The following is a 20,752-nucleotide window of genomic DNA, read 5'->3' on the forward strand; positions in this document are numbered from 1 at the left end:
AATTTGTAAAATATCTAAACAGATTGATTTTAAGAGTAATTTGCGAATTTGCGGTAAAAAGAAAAATATGAAAGAAATTAAAAAAATACTGGTAGCAAATCGTGGCGAAATTGCCATTAGAGTAATGAAAACCGCCAAAAAAATGGGCATTAAAACGGTAGCGGTTTTTTCTACAGCCGATAGAAATGCACTTCACGTAAAATATGCCGATGAAGCCGTTTGTATTGGTGAAGCCGCATCAAGTCAGTCTTATTTGCGTGGTGACAAAATCATCGAAGTCTGCAAAGAACTCAATGTCGATGCCGTTCATCCTGGATATGGATTTTTAAGCGAAAATGCTGCTTTTGCTGAAGAATGCGAAAAAAATAACATCATTTTCATCGGACCAAAATCCAAAGCTATCGAAATGATGGGAAGCAAACTCGCTGCCAAAGATGCCGTAAAAGAATATGGTATTCCAATGGTTCCCGGAACAGAAGATGCCATTACCGATATCGCTGCCGCTAAGAAAATTGCTAGCGAAATTGGATTTCCTATTTTGATAAAAGCGTCTGCTGGTGGTGGCGGAAAAGGAATGCGTGTTGTAGAAAAAGAAGAAGATTTCATTTCCCAAATGGACAGAGCAATTTCTGAAGCGACGAATGCTTTTGGCGACGGTTCGGTTTTTATTGAAAAATATGTAACCAAGCCACGTCATATCGAAATTCAAGTAATGGCAGACAGTCACGGCAATGTTTTGTATGTTTTTGAAAGAGAATGTAGCATTCAACGTCGCCATCAAAAAGTGGTTGAAGAAGCACCATCGGCGATTTTAACGCCCGAAAAACGCAAAGAAATGGGCGAAGCCGCTGTAAAAGTTGCGAAAGCTTGTGATTATCTTGGTGCTGGAACGGTTGAATTTTTAATGGATGGAGATTTGAATTTCTACTTTTTAGAAATGAATACGCGTTTGCAGGTAGAACATCCGGTGACGGAAATGATTTCCGGTTTGGATTTGGTCGAATTGCAAATTCGTGTGGCGCGAGGCGAAGCTTTAGCTATCAAACAAGAAGATTTAAAAATTCAAGGTCATGCGATGGAACTTCGTGTGTATGCCGAAGATCCGATGAATGATTTCTTGCCAAATGTTGGGTTTTTAAGCAAATACCGATTACCGGAAGGCGAAGGAATTCGGGTAGATAACGGAATTGAAGAAGGAATGGACGTTCCAATTTATTATGATCCAATGTTGTCTAAATTGGTTACTTATGGAAAAACCCGCGAAGAATCTATCGAATTAATGATAAAAGCTATCGATAATTATTTGGTGGAAGGTGTAACCACAACACTGCCGTTTGGAAAATTCGTAATGGAACACGAAGCGTTTCGTTCAGGTGATTTTGACACCGGATTTGTAAAAGCCTATTATGATGCTGAAAAACTTAAATCAAAACTCGATACCGAAGCTGAAATAGCAGCTTTACTTGCTTTAAAACAATATGTTTCGGATAAAAAAATATTGAGATTACCAAACTAAAGTATTAAGATTTCAGAATTAAATAGTAAGACAAAAACCTAACTTTTAACTTGAAACCTTAAACTTGAAACAAAACGAAATATGAAAGATAAAATCAAAATATTAAACGAAAAAATGGCTTTGGCCAAATTAGGCGGAGGCGAAAAACGAATTGCGGCACATCACGCCAAAAAGAAATTAACGGCTCGCGAACGTGTTGAATACTTGTTGGATGAAGGTTCGTTTGAAGAAATCGGAATGTTGGTAACGCACAGAACGACCGATTTCGGAATGGAAAAAGAAATCATTTATGGCGATGGAGTAGTAACCGGTTACGGAACGGTCAACGGACGTTTAGTGTATGTTTTTGCACAAGATTTTACTGTTTTTGGTGGTTCATTATCCGAAACGCATGCCGAGAAAATATGCAAAGTCATGGATATGGCACTAAAAAATGGCGCGCCAATGATTGGACTAAATGATTCTGGTGGTGCAAGAATTCAAGAAGGCGTACGTTCACTTGGCGGTTATGCTGATATTTTTTACAGAAATGTACAAGCAAGTGGCGTTATTCCACAAATTTCTGCCATAATGGGACCATGCGCTGGTGGAGCAGTTTATTCTCCGGCAATGACAGATTTCACAATGATGGTTCAAGGCAACAGTTATATGTTTGTAACAGGTCCAAATGTGGTAAAAACCGTAACCAATGAAGAAGTAACTTCCGAAGAATTAGGTGGCGCGAGTACGCATTCGACCAAATCTGGTGTGGCACATATTACGTCGCCAAACGGAATTGAATGTTTGGAAGACATTAAGAAACTATTGAGTTATCTTCCGCAGAATAATCGTGAAACAGCACCAAAAATTCCTTACGAAGTAAAAGAAGAAATTCGTGAAAAATTAGATACCATTGTTCCTGATAATCCGAATAAGCCGTATGATATGCACGATGTCATTGCGAACATTATTGACGAAGATTCGTTTTTTGAAATCCATAAAGATTTTGCCGAAAATATTGTAGTAGGATTTGCTAGGTTAGGAGGAAGAAGTATCGGTATTGTAGCCAATAATCCAAAATATTTGGCAGGTTGTTTGGATGTAAAATCGTCAACCAAAGGCGCGCGTTTTGTACGTTTTTGTGATTGTTTTAATATTCCATTGTTGGTTTTGGAAGACGTTCCCGGATTTTTACCCGGAACCGATCAAGAATGGAACGGAATTATCGTTCACGGTGCTAAATTACTGTATGCGTTTAGCGAAGCAACTGTACCAAGAGTTACGGTTATTACTCGAAAAGCTTATGGCGGTGCGTATGATGTAATGAATTCCAAACACATTGGTGCCGATATGAATTTTGCTTGGCCAACAGCAGAAATTGCGGTTATGGGTGCAAAAGGCGCTTCTGAAATTATCTTCAAAAAAGAAATTAGCGAAGCCAATGATCCAGCGGCAAAATTGTTAGAAAAAGAAGCCGAATATGCTGAATTGTTTGCCAATCCTTATACCGCAGCGCAACGTGGCTTTATCGATGAGGTTATCTTACCAAGAGATACACGACGTAAGTTGCTAAAAGCTTTTAGCTCACTCGAAAACAAAGTAGTTGATACACCCAAAAGAAAACACGGAAACATCCCGTTGTAAAAAATAAACCCCGTTTTAGAAATAAAGCGGGGTTTTTCTTTTTACTGATATTTAAGGTTTTGAATGAAACTTATTAATTTGATATAAAAAAAACGTCCCGAAATCTCGGGACGTTTACTTTATTTATTTTCGCCTAGTTTAAATACCCAACCGGTTTTAGATTCGGCGTTTCCGTTGAACTCTATTACGTAGTAATACGTTCCATCTGGTAAATCATCTCCACCATCTGATTGACCATACCATTCGTCTTTGTATTGCGATTTGCTATACACTTTTAAACCATGACGGTTATAAATGGTTAGTTTTTTTACGTCAAAACCAGATAAATCTAAGTTGTCATTCAATCCATCGTTATTGGCTGAAATACCTTTTTGAATAGTACACATAATATTATCTACAGAAACCGGTAGTGTTTTTGAACAACCATCGGCTGAGGTTACAGTAGCATAGAACGTAATTGGAACTGCTTCTTGTTCTGGCGTTCCGTTTACATATTGTGTTACGTTTAAAGTAGATTCATTTGTTCCAATGGTTTGCATTTCACTATTTGACCAACTAAATGTAGCTGTTGTCATATCAAAACTTTGATTAATCGGACTGATTTGAAGTGTGAAATTGCTTCCAACACAACTTCCTGTGATTTCAAAATCAAAACTTGGTGTAATGGTTACTGTCCAAGTTCCAGATGAAGCACATTGACCGTTATTTGGCGTGAAAACATAACTTCCTGTTTCAGTTGTATTGATTGTAGATGGATTCCATGTTCCAGTAAATCCTTCAATCGAAGTCGTTGGGAAATTAAGCATTGCACCCGAACAAATTTCAGTATTGGTGAAAGTTGCTGGAGTTAATTGGTTTACAACGATGGTTAATTGAGCTGTTAATGAACACTCATTTAAACCAGTATTGCCACTTGGTGTGAAAGTGTATGTAGTCGTTTGCGTATTGTTTAACGCTGGCGACCAAGTTCCGTTTACACCTTCGTTAGATGTTGTTGGTAAATCGCTTAGCGTTTCTCCTGTACAAATGGCAGCAACTGCTGGGAATGTAGGCGTAAATGCTGGACTTATCGTTACAACATAAGTAACGTTTACACCACATTGACCAGGATTTGGAACAAAAGTATAGGTTGTTTCTCCAACGGTTGCATAATTAACAACTGCTGGTTGCCAATTTCCACTGATGTTATTATCTGAAGTTGATGGCAATGTAAATGTATTTGTACTTTGACAAGCCGTCAATGTTGGTCCAAAACTAAATGTTGGTGTAATTTCTTGAATTACCTCTATAGTAACTTCATACGGTTCAGTACAGAATGGAGTAGAAGCATCGGCAACAAAAGTATATACAGTTGCTCCAAGTGTTGCAGAATCAATTACTGCTGGTGTCCAGGTTCCAGAAATTCCATTATTAGATGTAGATGAAAGCGTAGGCAATGTTGTTGTACCTTGACAAACTTGTGTTGGTAACGAAAACTCAATCGCTGTAATTGGGTTTGTGATTAAATCAAAATTACCAATAAGCGAACAACCTCCAGTATTTTTCAATTCATAATAAATCGTTTGTGGATTTGAAGTACTTGGAAAATCTGTAAGATTTGTAATTGGGTTAACATTGTCTTCGGCATCCGTTTGCGATAAATAATAAGTAATAGTATGAGTTGTACTGCTTAATCCATTTAGAATAGCTGAATTGTTTAGCGTTAAATTAAATGTAGATGCAGGCGTTGTTTCACATACGGTTAAATCATTTGCAATTCCAGCAGCTAAATCATTGTAGAATTCAACTTCTATAGAATCAGTAACTGTACAAGTTGAATTATTGTATAAAACAGATACAGTATAGGTTCCAGGTTCAGTAATCGTGATGCTTGGTCCAGTTTGATCAGGAATGATTTGATCTTCTAAATACCAAGTAAACGAGAATTGCGCAGGACTTAAACCAGTATCAATTACTCTAGTTTGACCATAACAAATCGCGTTATTAGTAGATTCTAATAAATCGTTACCAAGATTAACCGTTCCAATGTCAAAACTTCCACCTTCAAGGAAAACCGCAGAATCATAATTGGTGTCTAATCTATCTGCAATTACCATTTTAATATGATATTGAGTTCCAGGAACAACCGTAGCGGATGCTGTTAAAGGAACAGTTACACCGTTAAAATTAATTGGTGCGGCATAAATATTTGTTCCATCATCACCATAATAGGTGTTAAAATATTGTGCGTTTTGTGAATTACAACCATTATTATATAGTTGATTTCTAATAGTTACCACCGAAACTGGAATGTTAGTATTTGGCAAAACAGCAAGGTTTGTTGTTATACCAGTTGAAGTATCGGTTAGCAAGAAAGCAAAAGCATCAGAATAAGAACATTGGAAAGTTCCATATTCTTCGGATGCAAAAATAAAGTCAAATTTGATTGTGTCGATAATTGGAATAAAATCAAATTCAAGTTTAGTCGCATTTTGGCTATCCATTGCATTTCCAGTTGCGGCTAATACAATTGCTTCTAAGTCAGCATCTCCAGTCCAAGCATAAGTTCCGTCGCCAAGAATATCATCATTTGGACCAGGAGCATTATTTGCACTACCAGTAGATAGGATTATTCCATCTTGAAAAGGGAAAGTTGAATTGTTTTTAGTAAAATATCCAATTCCATTTGATGAACCAAAGTTAGTTCCCGTTGATGAGGTTATGTTACTAACGATTGCACAAGTAGAGTTTAATAAAATATCTTCAACTAATTGATTTGTTGTGTATTGTGTAGTTGATGTTGCAATTGGTGGAGGAATTGAACCTACACAAATAGTGAAAGTTGTATTTTGGTTTGGTGCTGACGTTGCTGAGTAAACTCGAATGAAATAAGTTGTTCCAACTACTAAATTGTTAAGAACACTATTATTGTTGTCTTCACAGAGTACTTGGATTAAACCATTGCATGTTCCTCGATAAACCACGTGTACCAAATCTTGAGTGCTTCCTGTAACATTGGTTATATCAATTAAATGAGATGTTGCAAGCGCCACAAATGAATACCAAACATCGTCGTCGTCACTTCCAAGACAAGCATTAGCTTGTGGAGAAGCAGTTGCGCCAGTTAATGTTCCCGAAGCAACTTGTGAACAGTTTGCATTGGTATTAACAGTAATTACGGTAGCGGTTGAACATTCGTCATTAGTAATCAGAGTAACAAAATTTCTTCCAATGCTCCAAAGACTGATATCATTTGCAGAACAAATAGAACGAATATATACTGTATAAGCAGTTCCAGAAGTTAGATTGGCTGTAAATTGAGTTGAATTGGCAATTGTTCCAGTTGCGTTTGCACCCGGAAGTGGAGAACCGAATGGTAAAATTAAAACTTCCCATTGGGTAGCTGTTCCAACTTCAACCCAGTTTATAACGGCACTAGTTTCTGTTATGCTAGTTACTGTTACGTTGGTTGGTCTTGGACACGTTGGAATTGGTGTACAAACGATGTTGGCAGTCCAACCCGAGTTTTGTACTGTAGCATTACTTCTAAATCTGAAAGTTAAACAACCATCAGCACTAGATGATGTATATGGACCAGGAAGTACGGTTCCCCAAAATCCGCCAGCAACTCCGCCAGGAACATTTCCTGGAGGATTTGAGCTTAGTATTTGTGGCGAAGTATTTGAGTTACCGTCAAAAATATACAAAGCATCATTGTTAGTTTCTACATCAAATGAAGTAAAAGTAATAGTTGCTTGTTGCCCAGCTGGTGGACAAACGGTAAAAGTTTCATCGGTATTTGCAAGATAATTTCCTGCTGGTCCGCCAAAATCAACATAGTTTCCACCACATGTAGGCGGAGCAACTAAGGTTGTAAATATCGTTGGGTCAGATGACCATTGACTAACTCCAGAGTCGCAAACGGCTCTTACATATACATTATAACAATAAATTGGATTTAAGTTTTCTAATGTAAACTGATTACTATTTGCAGTAACCCAACCTGTAGAACTTGCCGTTGGAGCTGGAGCATTACAAGGTAAAGCGATTACTTGCCATTGCGTTTCAGCACTACCAACTATCCATTGAAGGTCAACGGTATTATGAGTAACATTACTGAAAGTTATAGCGCTTGGTTCAGGACAAGCTGGAATATCTTCTATAATTACATTATCGATGAAAACTCGATTTCCACCAGCAACACCTTGGGGTACGTGCCATGCAATATTAACAGTACCAGAATAAGCCGAAAGATTTACAACTTTTTCAAGATAAGTAACGTTATTATAGGTTGTTGTAGCAACAAGAGTTTCCGTAAAATCGGCTTGAGTAATTCCACCTGTTGACAACATTACTCTAAAATTAGCAAGTGGTGTTGCTGCTCCAACACGGTATCTGTATTTTAAACGTTGGTTTCCATTTAGAATAATTTGAGGAGAAACTAACCAATCGTTATTAGTTGTAGCTGATGATGGGTTGATAGATGCTACCTGATTTCCTTCATAAGGAGTTGTGGCAAAATTCATATCCCATAAATTACCATCGTTATTTCCGTTGATAACTGTCCAACAAGGTTCGGTTGTAGAAGTAGTGTTAAAGCCTTCTTGAAAATTAGGTGTAAAAGGATCGCATAATGTTCTAAAAGCAACTGGTCCAATCCATCCACTAAACGTTCCATTTCCACAATCGGTTCTAACATAAACTTCGTAAGCAGTATTAGAATTTAAAACTGTTGGCGAAGGTGAGTTAGTATTTATCGATGTTAATGTTCCTGAAACATTGTTAGGAAAAGGTTGTCCAGCAGTTTGTATCAAAACTTCCCATGAAGATGCTGTTCCTGGTGCCCAAGTGAAATTAGCAGAAGTTTGAGTAATTCCACTTACGGTTGGTGCTGCTGGCATAGTACAATAAGATTGTTGAATGACCATAGTATAACCAACCGTTTGATTGGCAGAACTTGATGAAATTACAATGGTATAGGTGTTTCCAGCAACTACAGCAATGTTTAGGTTTCTAACGTTGGTATTTGCATTTGCAACACCACCAGCACAAGGAATATTCAATCCAGGGCAAGTATTATTGTAAACAAAAATTCCTGAGCCAGCAGTTGTTGGAGTTAATCGAATGTTGATTGTTCCAGTTTCTGTTGCAGTATAAGAATAGAAAACATCGTTTCCAACCATGTAATTTGTTGCTGTTCCACCACAAGCTAACGGTTGTGTAATATCATAGTTATCAGCGTAGTTAGCTGTGTTGTCTGTTGTAGTATAAGTCAAACTGTTAATAGGAATTGGATCAGCACAACTTAAACCTCTTCGTAAAGTGGTAAAAGTTCCTTCCATCCAAGCACTTGAACTGTTAGCACAAACTACTCTAATGTAATATTTATATTCTGTCAAAGGTGTTAACGGAACGCCGGCAGGCAATGTTGTCGTGATATTGTAGGGCGAACCACCTGTATAAATTTGACCAACACCAGTTGGATTGGCATTGGCAGGAATAACTTCTACTTCCCAAGTTGTTGAACCTAGAGGCGAATTCCAATTTAATTGTGCCGAAGTCGATGTGATATTGCTTACAGGAAGTAATGTAGGATCAAAACAACGTTCAACAATAGAAACATTATCTATAAACCATCGATCACCATAAGGCGAAGCAATAGGAGCTTGTTGCATCACAAAAGCAATTCGAACGTTTTGATTTGCATAGTCAGATAAATCGACTGTTTTTTCTTGAAATTGACTAATGGTTGTAACCAAATCAGCATCCGTCCATTGTTGTACTAAAGTATAGTAAATTGGATTAGTTGGATCTGGAGCATTTTCTGGAGCAATTTTTATTTGATAAATTGTTCCCTGATTTCCAGCAAGAAATCCACGTGTCCAAAATTTTAATTGACCATTTTGAGGAATGTTAACTAATGGCGAAGCTAGATAATCTTCAACGGTTTGACCTTCAGGAAACGATGTTTGGCGATTCATATACGCCGAAGTTGTTCCTTGATAAACTTGAGTTGGTGGCGCTGTTGATGTTGAAAATCCCCAGCGAAGTGCGGTTCCAACTCCATTGTCAAAAACCAACCAGTTTCCTGTGTCTAATGTCCAGTTTGTTGATGGCGCAGGATCAGGACCTGGCGGTAACTCAAATCCTTCTACTATAGGCGTAAACTGTGAATAGCCTATAGTAGAAAAAAACATAGCCAATAAAATAATGGTAATTTTTTTCATAAAAGTTAAATTTAGTTGGTATATAGATGGTTAATCGGTTCATTCTTTAATTTGTCATATTCTAAATATTCCGCCAAAGGCAATAATTCGTTGTAAAAAATAAAAATGTTGTGAAGCTTTATCAGCTGTATTGTTAGTTGTTCTAATATTTGGCATATCAATATATCCACCTTTTAATTCGGTTTGAAGAAAGAAATGCTTGAAGAACGTAAAATTCAAACCTACTTTTGCTGAAACTCCGTAGCCTGAAATATGAAAATCATCATGTCTTTCTTTGCCTAATAATTTGGCATTGGTTTTTGGATATAAAATTCCTGCTCCAATACCTTCGGTAATATTAATTTGAAATTTATCAGTATTGGGTAATTTGAACCAATTCGAAATATCATCAACGCGAGAAAACTCAGTATTGATGTAATTTAATCCATCGGTATGTTCAAAGGTAAGGAAATCTTCCGTTAAAAGTAACTGGTCGTTAGGTAATATTTCACCATAACTACCTGAATTTGGATAATATCCGCTATAGTCAACGGTTTGGTTTTGTGCCATGACATATTTCATGTGATCAACACCAATAGAAATATTATAGTGGTCAGTTATAAAATATCCAAATCTTAAATTGGTTTGAGGAATCGTCATTCTTGCTGGATTTACATAGTCAACATGCCATCCTTTTGGTTTATCGTTGGCGGCAACATTATTCAATGTAAAATCATAATCTTCGCCTTGAAAATGAATATCTGATTTTGAGAAACTTTCTCTGTTTCCACCCCAAAAAACATAAAATTTCCCTTTGTTATGAGCAGTGTATTTTTCGGGAGAAGCTGTATCTTGAGCAAAACTATGTTGATTATAAGAACAGACTAGCGTTATGGCTGATAAAATTATTTTTTTCAAAATTAAAAATCTATAAAATTAAAATGTATTAATTGTTTTTCTAATGGCTACAAGTCGCGTCATCAGATTTTCGAAATAATCCAAATGCAACATATTTGCACCATCGCTTTTAGCATTAGCTGGATCAAAATGGGTTTCGATAAAAATACCATCTACGCCAACAGCAATTCCGGCTTTTGCAATGGTTTCGATCATATCTGGTCTTCCGCCTGTAACTCCAGCCGTTTGATTAGGTTGTTGTAACGAATGGGTAACGTCTAAAACAGTTGTGGCATAATTTTGCATAGTTGGAATTCCTCTAAAATCAACAATCATGTCTTGGTAGCCAAACATTGTTCCTCTATCGGTAACCATTACGTTTTCGTTTTGGCAATCCAATACTTTTTGAACGGCATGTTTCATGCTTTCTGGACTCATGAATTGTCCTTTTTTAAGATTAACCACTTTTCCTGTATTAGCAGCAGCAACAACTAAGTCGGTTTGTCTTACTAAAAAGGCAGGAATTTGAAGAATATCTACATACTGAGCTGCTTTATCGGCATCTTCATTGGTATGAATATCAGTAACGGTTGGGATATTGAAAGTTTCGGATACTTTTCTAAGAATTTTCAATGCTTTTTCATCTCCAATTCCAGAGAAACTATCTATTCGTGAACGGTTTGCCTTTTTGAACGAACCTTTAAAGACATAAGGGATTTCTAATTTGTCGGTAATTGTAACTAATTTTTCGGCAATTTTCAGAGCCATTTCTTCACCTTCTATTGCACATGGACCAGCCAAAACAAAGAAATTTCCGCTTTCGATATTTTTTATCTGCGGAATACTTTTTATATTCATTATAATTAGGATTTTTAAAAGCGCTAATTTAAGAATATTTTATCGAAATGAGGCTATTTTTTTAAGGATAATCCAACTGGAACAAACAAATATCCTTTTTCATAAATGTTGATATATAGTTTGATAGGTTTTGATTGTCCTTCCCAAGTAATTTCATACACATCAAGAAAACCTGCGCCCATTTCGGTTCTTTTGCTTGGAAAGGGACAACAGCTTTCTAGTTTGTTAAAAGTAATTTTTTCGCCTTTTGGACCAGCTAATGCATTTAAAAATCGATGTGCATTAATGTCTTCTCCTTTGGAGTTTTTGTAGAAAACATTTACTGGATAATCAGCATCATAACCATATTTTGGATCTTGACTGTAATCAGTAATTACAAAGGTATTGCTTTTTGTCAACGTTAAATTAGGCGCATTATCATCAATGTTTTTGATGGTTGATTTTGTGCTAATACAAGAACTTACGCTTAGTGTTATGCAAAGAATTGAAACGTATTTGATGATGTTTTTCATAAATAGAAAATGTTTTGTTTTTGTATCACAATTATCGTGCTAATATAAAATAAGAATGTTTTGAAACTATAAAATTATATAAATATGTCAACAGAACTTTAAATGAATCTCTATTTTTGTAGAAAATATGTATTTATGGAAATTTTTACACAAACGTGGCATTGGGCTATTTCGGGTTTTTTGATAGGTTTTGTAATGTTGTTGCTAACTTATTTTGGAAAAACTTTTGGAATGTCTTCTAATCTTCGTTCGCTTTGTTCAATGACTGGAATAGGGAAGAAGGTTTCTTTTTTTGATTGGGATTGGAAATCACAGCGATGGAATTTAGTCGTAGTTCTTGGTGCAATGATTGGCGGATATGTTGCCGTTCATTTTTTAAGCGATAGTTCTAATGTTGCTATTAATCCAGAAACGATTTCACAATTACAAAGTTTAGGTTTTGATGCTCCAAACGGAAAGTTGCTTCCTGATTTTCTTTTTGGTTCCGATGCTTTGCAGTCGCCAAAAATGATTGCTATTTTAATAATTGGCGGAATTTTAATTGGTTTTGGTTCGCGTTATGCTGGCGGATGCACATCTGGTCACGCCATTTCGGGATTGAGTAATTTTCAATTACCATCGTTAAAAGCCGTTATCGGATTTTTTATTGGCGGATTAATCATGTCACATTTTGTTTTACCCTTACTTTTTTAAGCTATGAAATTATTAAAATATTTATTGGTTGGTTTTTTCTTTGGTATTGTTTTAACGAAAGCTGAAGCCGTTTCTTGGTACCGAATTTATGAAATGTTTCATTTTCAATCGTTTCACATGTTTGGAATTATTGGAGTTGCTATTTTTACAGGAGTTATTGGTATTCAAATCATTAAAAGAAAAAATCTAAAAGACATCGACGGAAATCCTATTTACATTCAAGACAAAGAAAAAGGAAACGCTCGCTACTGGATTGGCGGAACACTTTTTGGTTTGGGTTGGGCTTTGGTTGGCGCTTGTCCAGGGCCAATTTTTATACTTCTTGGCGCAGGATTTATGAGTGTTGGATTGATTTTGATAGGAGCAATTTTTGGAACATTTCTTTATGGTGTTTTCAAAGATAAATTGCCTCATTAATCAATAATTACTCTTTTATAATCTTGATTACATCGGAATTTAATTTGAAAAAATAAGTTCCTTTTGATAATTTGCTAATGTCAAATGTGGTTTCATTTGAAGTTATTGCAACTGTTTTCAGTAGTTGTCCCAACGGATTATGCAATGTTGCAACGCCATTTATCCGGTTGGATTGAACGATAATCGTTTCTTTTGCTGGATTTGGATAGATAACCAAAGGTTTGATTTCGTTTTCAGGTAAATCTAAAGTGGTTTGATTTAATCGAGCAACAAAAGGATAATGATTAGAATTAGTAGGATTATAATTTAAAGGTTCAAAAGTTGTGTTTTCATGAGCAATTCCAGTGATAACAAGGTTTCCGTCAGGCAATAAACTAATACTGTGCAATTGATCTTCAGAATTTCCTCCAGCGGTTTTTGCCCAAATAAGATTTCCAGACGTATTGTATTTTAAAACTAAAATATCATTGCTAAATCCATTGGCAGTTGTTGAAATCGTTTCATTCCATTGAACAGTATGTCTAGTATTTCCACCAAAAAAAATATTTCCGTCGTTATCAATTTCTAAAGAATTAGTCATCCCTGGTGTAACCGAACCCATTCCTGGAACTTCTTTTACCCAAATAAAATTTCCGGTTTGATTTAATTTTGCTAAAAAGAAATCAGAATAACCGCTTGTTGGACCTTCGGGAATTATAGCATCAAAAGGGAAACTGTCAAAAAGTTCCGAGCTAAAATAAACTTCGTTTGGAGTTCGGGCTTTAACTATTGGACTTGGACAGGTAATATCTTCAATGTATTTTGTCCATTGCATTTGTCCAATTGTATTGTATTTTGTGACATAAACATTGTATAAATGTGGCGCAGGCAAAGCAGTTCCGTTAAAAGTAGCATTTATTTCTGCACATGAACCTGCAGCATAAATATTACCTTCATTATCAATACTAACTGAACTGATAAGTTTAACACCATTTTGTTCGATAGATTGAAGTGTTTCGCCTGTATTTTTATCAATTTTTTCAATATGGGAATTATTATAATCGTCGTAACCAATGTATAAATTTTGATTAGTATCAATAGCCATAGCGGCAAAATGATTAGTAAATTCTCCGGGTAATGTTTTATGCCAAATAAAATCGCCATTAGCATTGAACTTGATTAAAAGTGGGTTTTCTACAAAAAGTTCACTCTCTAAATTGAAATTCTCAATACTAATATTTGTTAGAAAATTTAAAGCCAAATATACATTTCCAGTAGAATCGGTTATAAGTTTATGAGCATGTAAATCGCCAGTAAGTGTTTTGGAAAATAACAATGTACCACTTGAGTTGTATTTTGATAAAAGCAAATTGCTTTGAACTCTATTATATAAAAAAGGCGAGTCTTTATATCCACAAACAAAAGTATTTCCTTGATTGTCTGTCGCCGATGGATAACTAATCATGCTTGGGTTTACAGTCAAATTGATAGCTGGAACTTGCAACCAAGAAAAATTTTGTGCAAAAAGTATCGTTTGAGTAAATAGAAATACTATAAAAAAGTAGTTTTTTTTCATTGCTTTTGAATTACTACAATAAAGATACAAATTGATTGAACTAGTTGCGTGACAAAGAATTATATTTTTTCAAAAAAAAACTCCGAATAAGTGATATTCGGAGTTACCAACCAAAATCCAAAAATTATAAACTACTAAATTTACTTTTGGAAAATTGCTTTAAACTATTTGTTCTGTGGTTGTGTTGAAATTTTCAATTGATTAATAACTTTACTCTTATTTTAATATGGATTGAATGAATGTTAAAAACACAGTAGTTGCAACAGGTTGTTCATTTCTTAAAAGACATCTATCAACTGTAGCTGCAATTCTAATTCTAGGGATTTCTGGAAATTCATCCGAAATAGTTTCTATAGCTGTTTTTCTACTATTACTGCAAATACCACGCATTAGTTGAATGTCATAATCTTCATTAAATTTTTTTGAGATATTATTCCATTTCATAATCTTAAGTTGTTAGTTAACGTTTCTCCAAAAATAAATACTAGTTTTTAAAATTTGTTGTGGGAATCCACATGATTTTTACGCTTTTTTCCACATGGTGTAATATCTTATATTTTAATTTTAATTTATTAAAAATCAATTAATTATAGTTGTTTTTTATCAATGTGGATTCCCACATAAAAATTATGCTTTTCCTCAATTGTTATATGATTAAATAATCTCATATTTGTATGTCATTCAGAAACAAAACTTTAAAACTATTAATTATGAGAAAATTTGCCCTAATTGCAATTGTACTATCATTGATGGTGAGTTGCCAAAAAAAACAAAAACCAGAGACTGAATCTTTGATGAAAACTCAAGGCGATTCAATATGCATTGGTTTATCAGATTACAGTAGATTAACAACTGTAGCTGAACAGGTTGAGTGGTTAACAGAATATGGAGAAATTGTTTGTAAAGATTCACTAAGTGAAGGTATAATTAATATCCATAAAATTGATAGTAAAAAAATACAAAGTCAACACACGGTTGCTTATAGTAGAAAATGGAAAACAATACGAAAGTTTGTTGGATTGAATTTCTATAATGCCTATTTAGGTTTTGATTTTAATGGAAGTTCCGATGTTATAGCTATTAAACTTGTGCCAAGCTTTGAACCAACAGTTCCAACGTATTCTATTCCTTTTATAAATGCCATCGCAGAGTATGATAATTTAACAGATGATAGTACAATAGAGTTTAGGACTGGAATGATAAATAGTACACAGGTTTTGTTAGTAATCACTAAAGATGAAAGTAATAATATTATAAACTATTATGATGCTTCAGGTAATCCAATATAGTAATTTCAAATAGAAGCATGAGTTCTTTTGTGAGGTATATTAATCCAATTAATGTAATGGTTTTGTTGACCTTTATACATGCTTTATTTTGGTTAAACCCCAAAAAAAAGGTTAACATTTATTTGTTGATTATACTATTTTCGGGCTTATTTTCAGAGATTTCTTATATTTTATTGTATAGCTATAATTTAAAAATTACCTATGCACATATAGTCAGTACTTTTATGTTTCATACATTTTGGTTGTTTATTCTCATAGATTATGTAACCAAAAAGAAATTATTACTATACCTAAGCTATTTCTTTATATTCTTTTCTATCGTTAATTTTTGTTTTGTCATTGTTTCGGGTAAGTATAATTTTTATTCATTTGTTTTAGGTTCAATACTTTATACTTTGTTTTTTATTAAAGAAAATTATAGACAGATGAAAGCTGAATCGGTAGAGTTTTTTATAAACGATACCTATTTGTTAATTTTTGCTCCCTTAATGTTCATGCTTGGATTGAGTTTAATTTTAAGTTTTGCTAAAGTTGAAATTGTTAGAGCTGAAATGTTTTGGAATGTAACTCTTTATGAACTTTTTGTTAATTTGGCGTGTTTGGTTTATTACTCATTGATAAACATCTATATCTATCGCGAAAAAATACATTTAAAACATGGATAACATCATTTTTGGAATTATAATTGGTTTTATATTGATAAGCATGACGCTTTTCTTTTGTGTTATACTTATTAGAGTTTATTTTACTAAAATTAAAAAATACACACAGCTTATTTATCAAAAAGATATCGATTTTCAAAAATCATTAACGGCAACGGTTGTAGAAACCCAAGAGCAAGTTTTACACAATATTTCTCAGGATTTACACGACGATGCAGGACAACAGCTAACCTATATTAACTTTCAACTAGAAAATTTAAAAATTGATCAACCTCAAATAGTAGAGCAACTTCAACCGTTATCAGAATCACTCGGACAGTTGTCTCAATCCATCAGAAGCATTAGCCATTCCTTAAACCATCAATTATTGATGCAACAAGATTTGATTAAAGCAATAACTTCTGAAATTGAAAGAGTTCAAAAAAATAGTCGAATAACCATCAACACAAATATTGATACCAACAAACAAAAAGAGTTTACCGGAAATGAAAAAATCGTAATTTATCGTATATTTCAGGAAATTTTAAATAACATTTTTAAGCATGCTAAAGCAAATGTTATAAATATTACTATTGCTTCTTCGCCTTGTTTTTCAATGATTATTTCTGACAACGGAAAAGGATTTGAACTTAATAAAAACAAAGCTTCACTTGGTTTACAAAATATGAAAGAAAGAGCAAAGCTAATAGACTACAAAATAGCATTTGAAACAACCGAAGGAAAAGGAACAACAGTATCATTATTTGAAAAGTAAAGCCAATGAATACCACTATCTGCATTATTGATGACCATGTTATTGTACGCCAAGGATTAAAACAATTGTTAGAAAAAATTAGCGATTATCAGGTTATTCATGAGTTTGATAATGGCGATGACTTTCTCGATGCTTTACCTTTACATCCCAATCCTGATATTTATATTCTCGATTATTCAATGCCTAATAAAAACGGAATACAAGTATTAAAAGAATTAGAAAGTCGTCAAGAAGAATACAAAGTAATGTTGTTAACACAGCATTTTGGCGAAGATATTATCGATTTAGCGTATCATCATGGCGCAAGAGGTTTTTTGCACAAAAACTGCTCGGCAAACGAGTTGAAATTTGCCATAGATAACATTAAAACAGTTGGTTATACTAATGTTGTAGATATTTTAAAACGAATAAAAAACTTTGTACCAAAACCCAATAAAATTACTGAAATTCCTATTTTGTCAGAACGCGAACTAGAGTTTCTCACTTATGTATGTGATGAACGCGAGCCAACTTATGACCAAATTGCAAGTTACATGAACATCAATATTAGATCGGTTGAATTGCTTAGATTGGCGCTTTTTGAACGCTATAATATTAAATCAAAAGTAGGGTTAGTGCTGTTTAGTTATAATTTCAAATTAACCAGACCATTTTTGTAGCAAAGTTTTTCGTCAAAAATAACACTGCATTTTTATTCAAAACTCATTATTTTAGCCATTTAAAAAAAGCTACCATTTTATGAAAATCATTGCCGTAATTCCAGCTCGATATGCTTCAACACGATTTCCTGCTAAACTAATGCAAGATTTAGGAGGAAAAACAGTTATTTCCAGAACCTATCAAGCTGCAGTAAACACACGATTATTTGACGATGTTTTTGTAGTAACCGATAGCATTTTGATTTATGACGAAATCATTAGCAACGGAGGAAAAGCCATAATGAGCGTTAAAGAACACGAAAGCGGAAGCGATAGAATAGCCGAAGCCGTTGAAAATCTTGACGTTGATATTGTGGTAAACGTTCAAGGCGACGAACCATTTATAAATGCTGAACCTTTAGCAAAAGTGTTGGATGTTTTTAGGAATGATTTTGATAAAAAAGTAGATTTAGCTTCGCTGATGGTTGAAATTACTGATGAAGAAGACATCAATAATCCTAATAATGTAAAAGTAGTTACTGACCAAAGTGGCTTTGCTTTGTATTTTTCACGTTCGGTAATTCCTTATCCAAGAGAAAAAAACGTTGGCGTTCGCTACATGAAACACATCGGAATTTATGCATTCAGAAAAGAAGCTTTACTTGCTTTTTATCATTTGCCGATGAAATCACTCGAAGCATCTGAAAAACTAGAACAACTCCGCTATTTAGAATTTGGAAAACGCATCAAAATGGTTGAAACCACTCATGTTGGTATCGGTATCGACACACCTGAAGATTTAGAAAAAGCGAGGAAGATGCTATAGATTTATATCATAAAAGTGAAACGAGTTGCGGATATTTGGTGTTAAATGAAAATTTATATAAAAAGCTGGAAAATATGAATAGTGAGAATATTAAGAGTGAGCTAATATCAGAAGTTCAGAAATTATTAAATCGACCTGAAAATAAAATCGGTGGGAATTCTTCAGGTTTGGAAAAAATTAAAGCAATGTCTGAGCACATTGGAAAAGCTGATAATTTTAGTAAAAAAATTGTAGATTTATTGAATGAAATTTTAGTAAAAAATAATGTTGAATTCAAAGATGAGAAAGAAAAAGATGACTTGATAGAATATCTGAAACCAACAATAACAGAATTAATTCAAAAATTTATTTTAAACGATTAATAATATGAAAAATTTAATACTAACATTTTTACTTTTGACTTTATCATCTATTTCATTTTCTCAAAATAAAGCAAAATCTCAAAAAACAAAGACAATAAGTAGTATTGCTAAAAAAGAAGAAATAAAATGTTCCGCTGAAATTAGTTGTAGTCAAAAATTTGGAGTTACTGTAACTGAAAGAGAATATGTTTTGACTGTTATTTTTGATAATAAAGAAATTAAATTTTCAACATCCAAAAATCCAATAGAAAAAACTATGAATAATTACACAATAACAAAGAAAACTGAGAAGTATGTTGTTGCAGTAAATGGAGAAGGAAACTATGCTTTTTATGATATAAAGAAAAAACAATTTTATTACATTGATTTTTATTTAAATAGATATTTAACAGCAAGTTATGGCTCCGAGACAAAAGAAATACAAAAAACTGCGGAAAAAATGATGGAATTATTAAAAAGTGGTAGTACACAAAAAGACGTAATTCAAGATTTAATTAAACAATCCGAATACGATTTCTAAAAAAAAAACTTATTTATCCAGCTAGTGCGAGCATCTTGCTCGTACCAAAAAAAATATTAATCAACCAAACCTTTGTCAAAGCTTTAAACTTTTACAAAGGTTTTCAATTTCACTTCGAAAAACCTTCAACTTTCAACCCGAAACTCGCAACTATTGTAGCTTTTTAATCGTAAACAATTCATTGTGAACTTCTACTTTTGGATACATTCTAAGGGAATAATTTCCGCCAAATTTTGATTTGTATTTCAAATTCCGTTCTTCATCAGCTTTAGAAATGACCATGGTGTTGAATAAAATAAACCCATTCACATTGACCAAATCGTTAATTCGCTGAATAAAAAAATCCTGAAACAAAAAATTAGGCATCGTTGTATCTTGAAAAATATCGATGATAATTAAATCGTAGGTGTTTTTTGTTTTTAGAATATATTCAAAAGCATCGTCAATAATAATTTCACAATTTGGAATTTTGTCAATATTAAAGTAATTATTGGCAATTTCTACAATGTTTTCGTCTATTTCTACGCCAATAATTTTGCCTTTAAACTTAATTTCATCGACCAAAGTTTTGATAACGCTTCCGCCGGCAACACCAAGAACTAAAACCGTTTCAAAGTTTTTAATACGTTCAAAGCCAATGTATTTCAGTCCTTTGCGTAAAATCCGTTGCAAACTTCCATACGAATAATTAGTGTTTTTACTATCCAAAACCAATTCGCCATTATTCCAAGTAACTTCAAGGGTTTTACTAACCGAAGAGTTTTTCTTGTAAATGTTTATCGGAATAAAATAGCTAAAAAATCGCCTAATCATTGGTGAAATAATTTTCTCAAATATAATTCATAAATAGTAATTTTACGAAAAATAAATACCATGAAAAAACGATTGTATCAATTTATTTTTTTCCGGCTAATGGGATGGAAAATCGTTGGGACTTTTGATGAAAATATCAAGAAATGCGTCATTGCTGTTATGCCACATACTTGTAATTTCGATTTTTTTATAGGTTTGTTTACGCGCGGAATTGTTAATCAGCAAATGAATTTTGTGGGCAAAAAGGAATTATTCGTGTTTCCGTTTGGCTATTATTTTAGAAGTATTGGCGGCGCAGCACTCGATAGAAGTGGCGGAAAAAATAACGTTGATGCTACGGTTGATGTTTTTAATTCTAGAGAAATTTTCAGAATGGGAATTGCTCCCGAAGGAACTCGAAAAAAAGTAACCGAACTTCGAACGGGTTTTTATTTCATTGCTCACAAAGCCAATGTTCCCATAATTCCAGTTGCTTTTGATTACGCAAAAAAAGAAGTGAAAATTGGTTTACCATTCTATACAACAGGTGATTATAATGCAGATATGACTGTTTTTTTACAACATTATAAAGGTGTAAAAGGAAGATTTCCTGAAAGACAGTTTGATTTTGAAACTATCCTTTAAATTTCTCT

19 protein-coding genes are annotated in these 20,752 nt (G+C 33.8%); 12 read left to right on the forward strand and 7 right to left on the reverse strand.

Annotated features, from left to right (window positions below; all coding sequences use genetic code 11):
- Window positions 1–76 precede the first annotated feature (76 nt).
- Both accC and G6042_RS12885 read left to right on the forward strand, forming a co-directional pair.
- A complete protein-coding gene (gene accC / locus G6042_RS12880; RefSeq protein WP_169525101.1) occupies window positions 77–1,516 on the forward strand; it encodes an acetyl-CoA carboxylase biotin carboxylase subunit in 1,440 nt (479 codons plus the stop codon).
- An 81-nt stretch (window positions 1,517–1,597) separates the two neighbouring features.
- Window positions 1,598–3,139 (forward strand): acyl-CoA carboxylase subunit beta, encoded by a 1,542-nt coding sequence (locus G6042_RS12885; protein ID WP_169524854.1) that lies wholly within the window; start codon window positions 1,598–1,600, stop codon window positions 3,137–3,139.
- A 119-nt stretch (window positions 3,140–3,258) separates the two neighbouring features.
- Here the strand turns inward: G6042_RS12885 and G6042_RS12890 are convergent, their stop codons facing one another.
- From G6042_RS12890 to G6042_RS12905, 4 genes are read right to left on the reverse strand one after another with little or no spacing between them, the layout of a single operon-like run.
- Entirely contained in the window at window positions 3,259–9,345 is a 6,087-nt protein-coding gene (locus G6042_RS12890) for a choice-of-anchor L domain-containing protein (protein WP_169524855.1), read from the reverse strand.
- Window positions 9,346–9,399: 54 nt separating this feature from the next.
- Complete coding sequence (locus G6042_RS12895) at window positions 9,400–10,242, reverse strand: hypothetical protein (RefSeq protein WP_169524856.1); 843 nt, start codon at window positions 10,240–10,242, stop codon at window positions 9,400–9,402.
- Window positions 10,243–10,260: 18 nt separating this feature from the next.
- Window positions 10,261–11,079 carry a 3-deoxy-8-phosphooctulonate synthase gene (gene kdsA, locus G6042_RS12900; RefSeq protein WP_169524857.1) on the reverse strand — a complete coding sequence of 273 codons (819 nt, stop codon included), beginning with the start codon at window positions 11,077–11,079 and terminating at the stop codon, window positions 10,261–10,263.
- 53 nt (window positions 11,080–11,132) lie between these two features.
- Entirely contained in the window at window positions 11,133–11,591 is a 459-nt protein-coding gene (locus G6042_RS12905) for a 2-dehydro-3-deoxyphosphooctonate aldolase (protein WP_169524858.1), read from the reverse strand.
- Between the two features lie 135 nt (window positions 11,592–11,726).
- Between G6042_RS12905 and G6042_RS12910 the strand changes: the two genes are divergently transcribed.
- Both G6042_RS12910 and G6042_RS12915 read left to right on the forward strand, forming a co-directional pair.
- Entirely contained in the window at window positions 11,727–12,284 is a 558-nt protein-coding gene (locus G6042_RS12910) for a YeeE/YedE family protein (RefSeq protein WP_169524859.1), read from the forward strand.
- 3 nt (window positions 12,285–12,287) lie between these two features.
- Window positions 12,288–12,701: a DUF6691 family protein gene (locus G6042_RS12915; protein ID WP_169524860.1), complete on the forward strand. Its 414-nt coding sequence runs from the start codon at window positions 12,288–12,290 to the stop codon at window positions 12,699–12,701.
- A 7-nt stretch (window positions 12,702–12,708) separates the two neighbouring features.
- Here the strand turns inward: G6042_RS12915 and G6042_RS12920 are convergent, their stop codons facing one another.
- Together G6042_RS12920 and G6042_RS12925 are read right to left on the reverse strand one after the other, a co-directional pair.
- Window positions 12,709–14,256: a T9SS type A sorting domain-containing protein gene (locus tag G6042_RS12920; protein WP_169524861.1), complete on the reverse strand. Its 1,548-nt coding sequence runs from the start codon at window positions 14,254–14,256 to the stop codon at window positions 12,709–12,711.
- Between the two features lie 216 nt (window positions 14,257–14,472).
- Window positions 14,473–14,700 carry a hypothetical protein gene (locus tag G6042_RS12925; RefSeq protein ID WP_169524862.1) on the reverse strand — a complete coding sequence of 76 codons (228 nt, stop codon included), beginning with the start codon at window positions 14,698–14,700 and terminating at the stop codon, window positions 14,473–14,475.
- A gap of 266 nt (window positions 14,701–14,966) precedes the next feature.
- On the opposite strand from G6042_RS12925, the gene G6042_RS12930 reads away from it, so the two are divergent.
- The 7 genes from G6042_RS12930 (at window position 14,967) to G6042_RS12960 (ending at window position 19,307) form a co-directional block, all read left to right on the forward strand.
- A complete protein-coding gene (locus G6042_RS12930) occupies window positions 14,967–15,545 on the forward strand; it encodes a hypothetical protein (RefSeq protein ID WP_169524863.1) in 579 nt (192 codons plus the stop codon).
- Window positions 15,546–15,970: 425 nt separating this feature from the next.
- Window positions 15,971–16,210 (forward strand): hypothetical protein, encoded by a 240-nt coding sequence (locus G6042_RS14205; RefSeq protein ID WP_211161688.1) that lies wholly within the window; start codon window positions 15,971–15,973, stop codon window positions 16,208–16,210.
- Complete coding sequence (locus G6042_RS12940) at window positions 16,203–16,961, forward strand: sensor histidine kinase (protein ID WP_169524865.1); 759 nt, start codon at window positions 16,203–16,205, stop codon at window positions 16,959–16,961. Before G6042_RS14205 ends, G6042_RS12940 begins: the two co-directional genes overlap by 8 nt.
- A 5-nt stretch (window positions 16,962–16,966) precedes the next feature.
- A complete protein-coding gene (locus G6042_RS12945; protein ID WP_169524866.1) occupies window positions 16,967–17,620 on the forward strand; it encodes a response regulator transcription factor in 654 nt (217 codons plus the stop codon).
- 79 nt (window positions 17,621–17,699) lie between these two features.
- Window positions 17,700–18,425, forward strand: a complete 726-nt coding sequence (kdsB, locus tag G6042_RS12950) for a 3-deoxy-manno-octulosonate cytidylyltransferase (RefSeq protein WP_169524867.1) — start codon at window positions 17,700–17,702, stop codon at window positions 18,423–18,425.
- Window positions 18,426–18,499: 74 nt separating this feature from the next.
- Window positions 18,500–18,787, forward strand: coding sequence for a hypothetical protein (locus G6042_RS12955; protein ID WP_169524868.1), 288 nt, complete (start codon window positions 18,500–18,502; stop codon window positions 18,785–18,787).
- Window positions 18,788–18,791: 4 nt separating this feature from the next.
- The gene (locus G6042_RS12960) at window positions 18,792–19,307 is read left to right on the forward strand and encodes a hypothetical protein (protein WP_169524869.1); all 516 of its coding nucleotides are present in this window, start codon (window positions 18,792–18,794) and stop codon (window positions 19,305–19,307) included.
- 150 nt (window positions 19,308–19,457) lie between these two features.
- On the opposite strand, the gene G6042_RS12965 is transcribed toward G6042_RS12960, so the two are convergent.
- Entirely contained in the window at window positions 19,458–20,120 is a 663-nt protein-coding gene (locus G6042_RS12965) for a spermidine synthase (RefSeq protein ID WP_169524870.1), read from the reverse strand.
- 60 nt (window positions 20,121–20,180) lie between these two features.
- On the opposite strand from G6042_RS12965, the gene G6042_RS12970 reads away from it, so the two are divergent.
- Window positions 20,181–20,744 carry a 1-acyl-sn-glycerol-3-phosphate acyltransferase gene (locus G6042_RS12970; RefSeq protein WP_169524871.1) on the forward strand — a complete coding sequence of 188 codons (564 nt, stop codon included), beginning with the start codon at window positions 20,181–20,183 and terminating at the stop codon, window positions 20,742–20,744.
- The last annotated feature ends 8 nt before the right edge of the window (window positions 20,745–20,752 follow it).

The organism is Flavobacterium solisilvae (genome assembly GCF_012911605.1).
GTDB classification, from domain to species: Bacteria; Bacteroidota; Bacteroidia; order Flavobacteriales; family Flavobacteriaceae; genus Flavobacterium; species Flavobacterium solisilvae.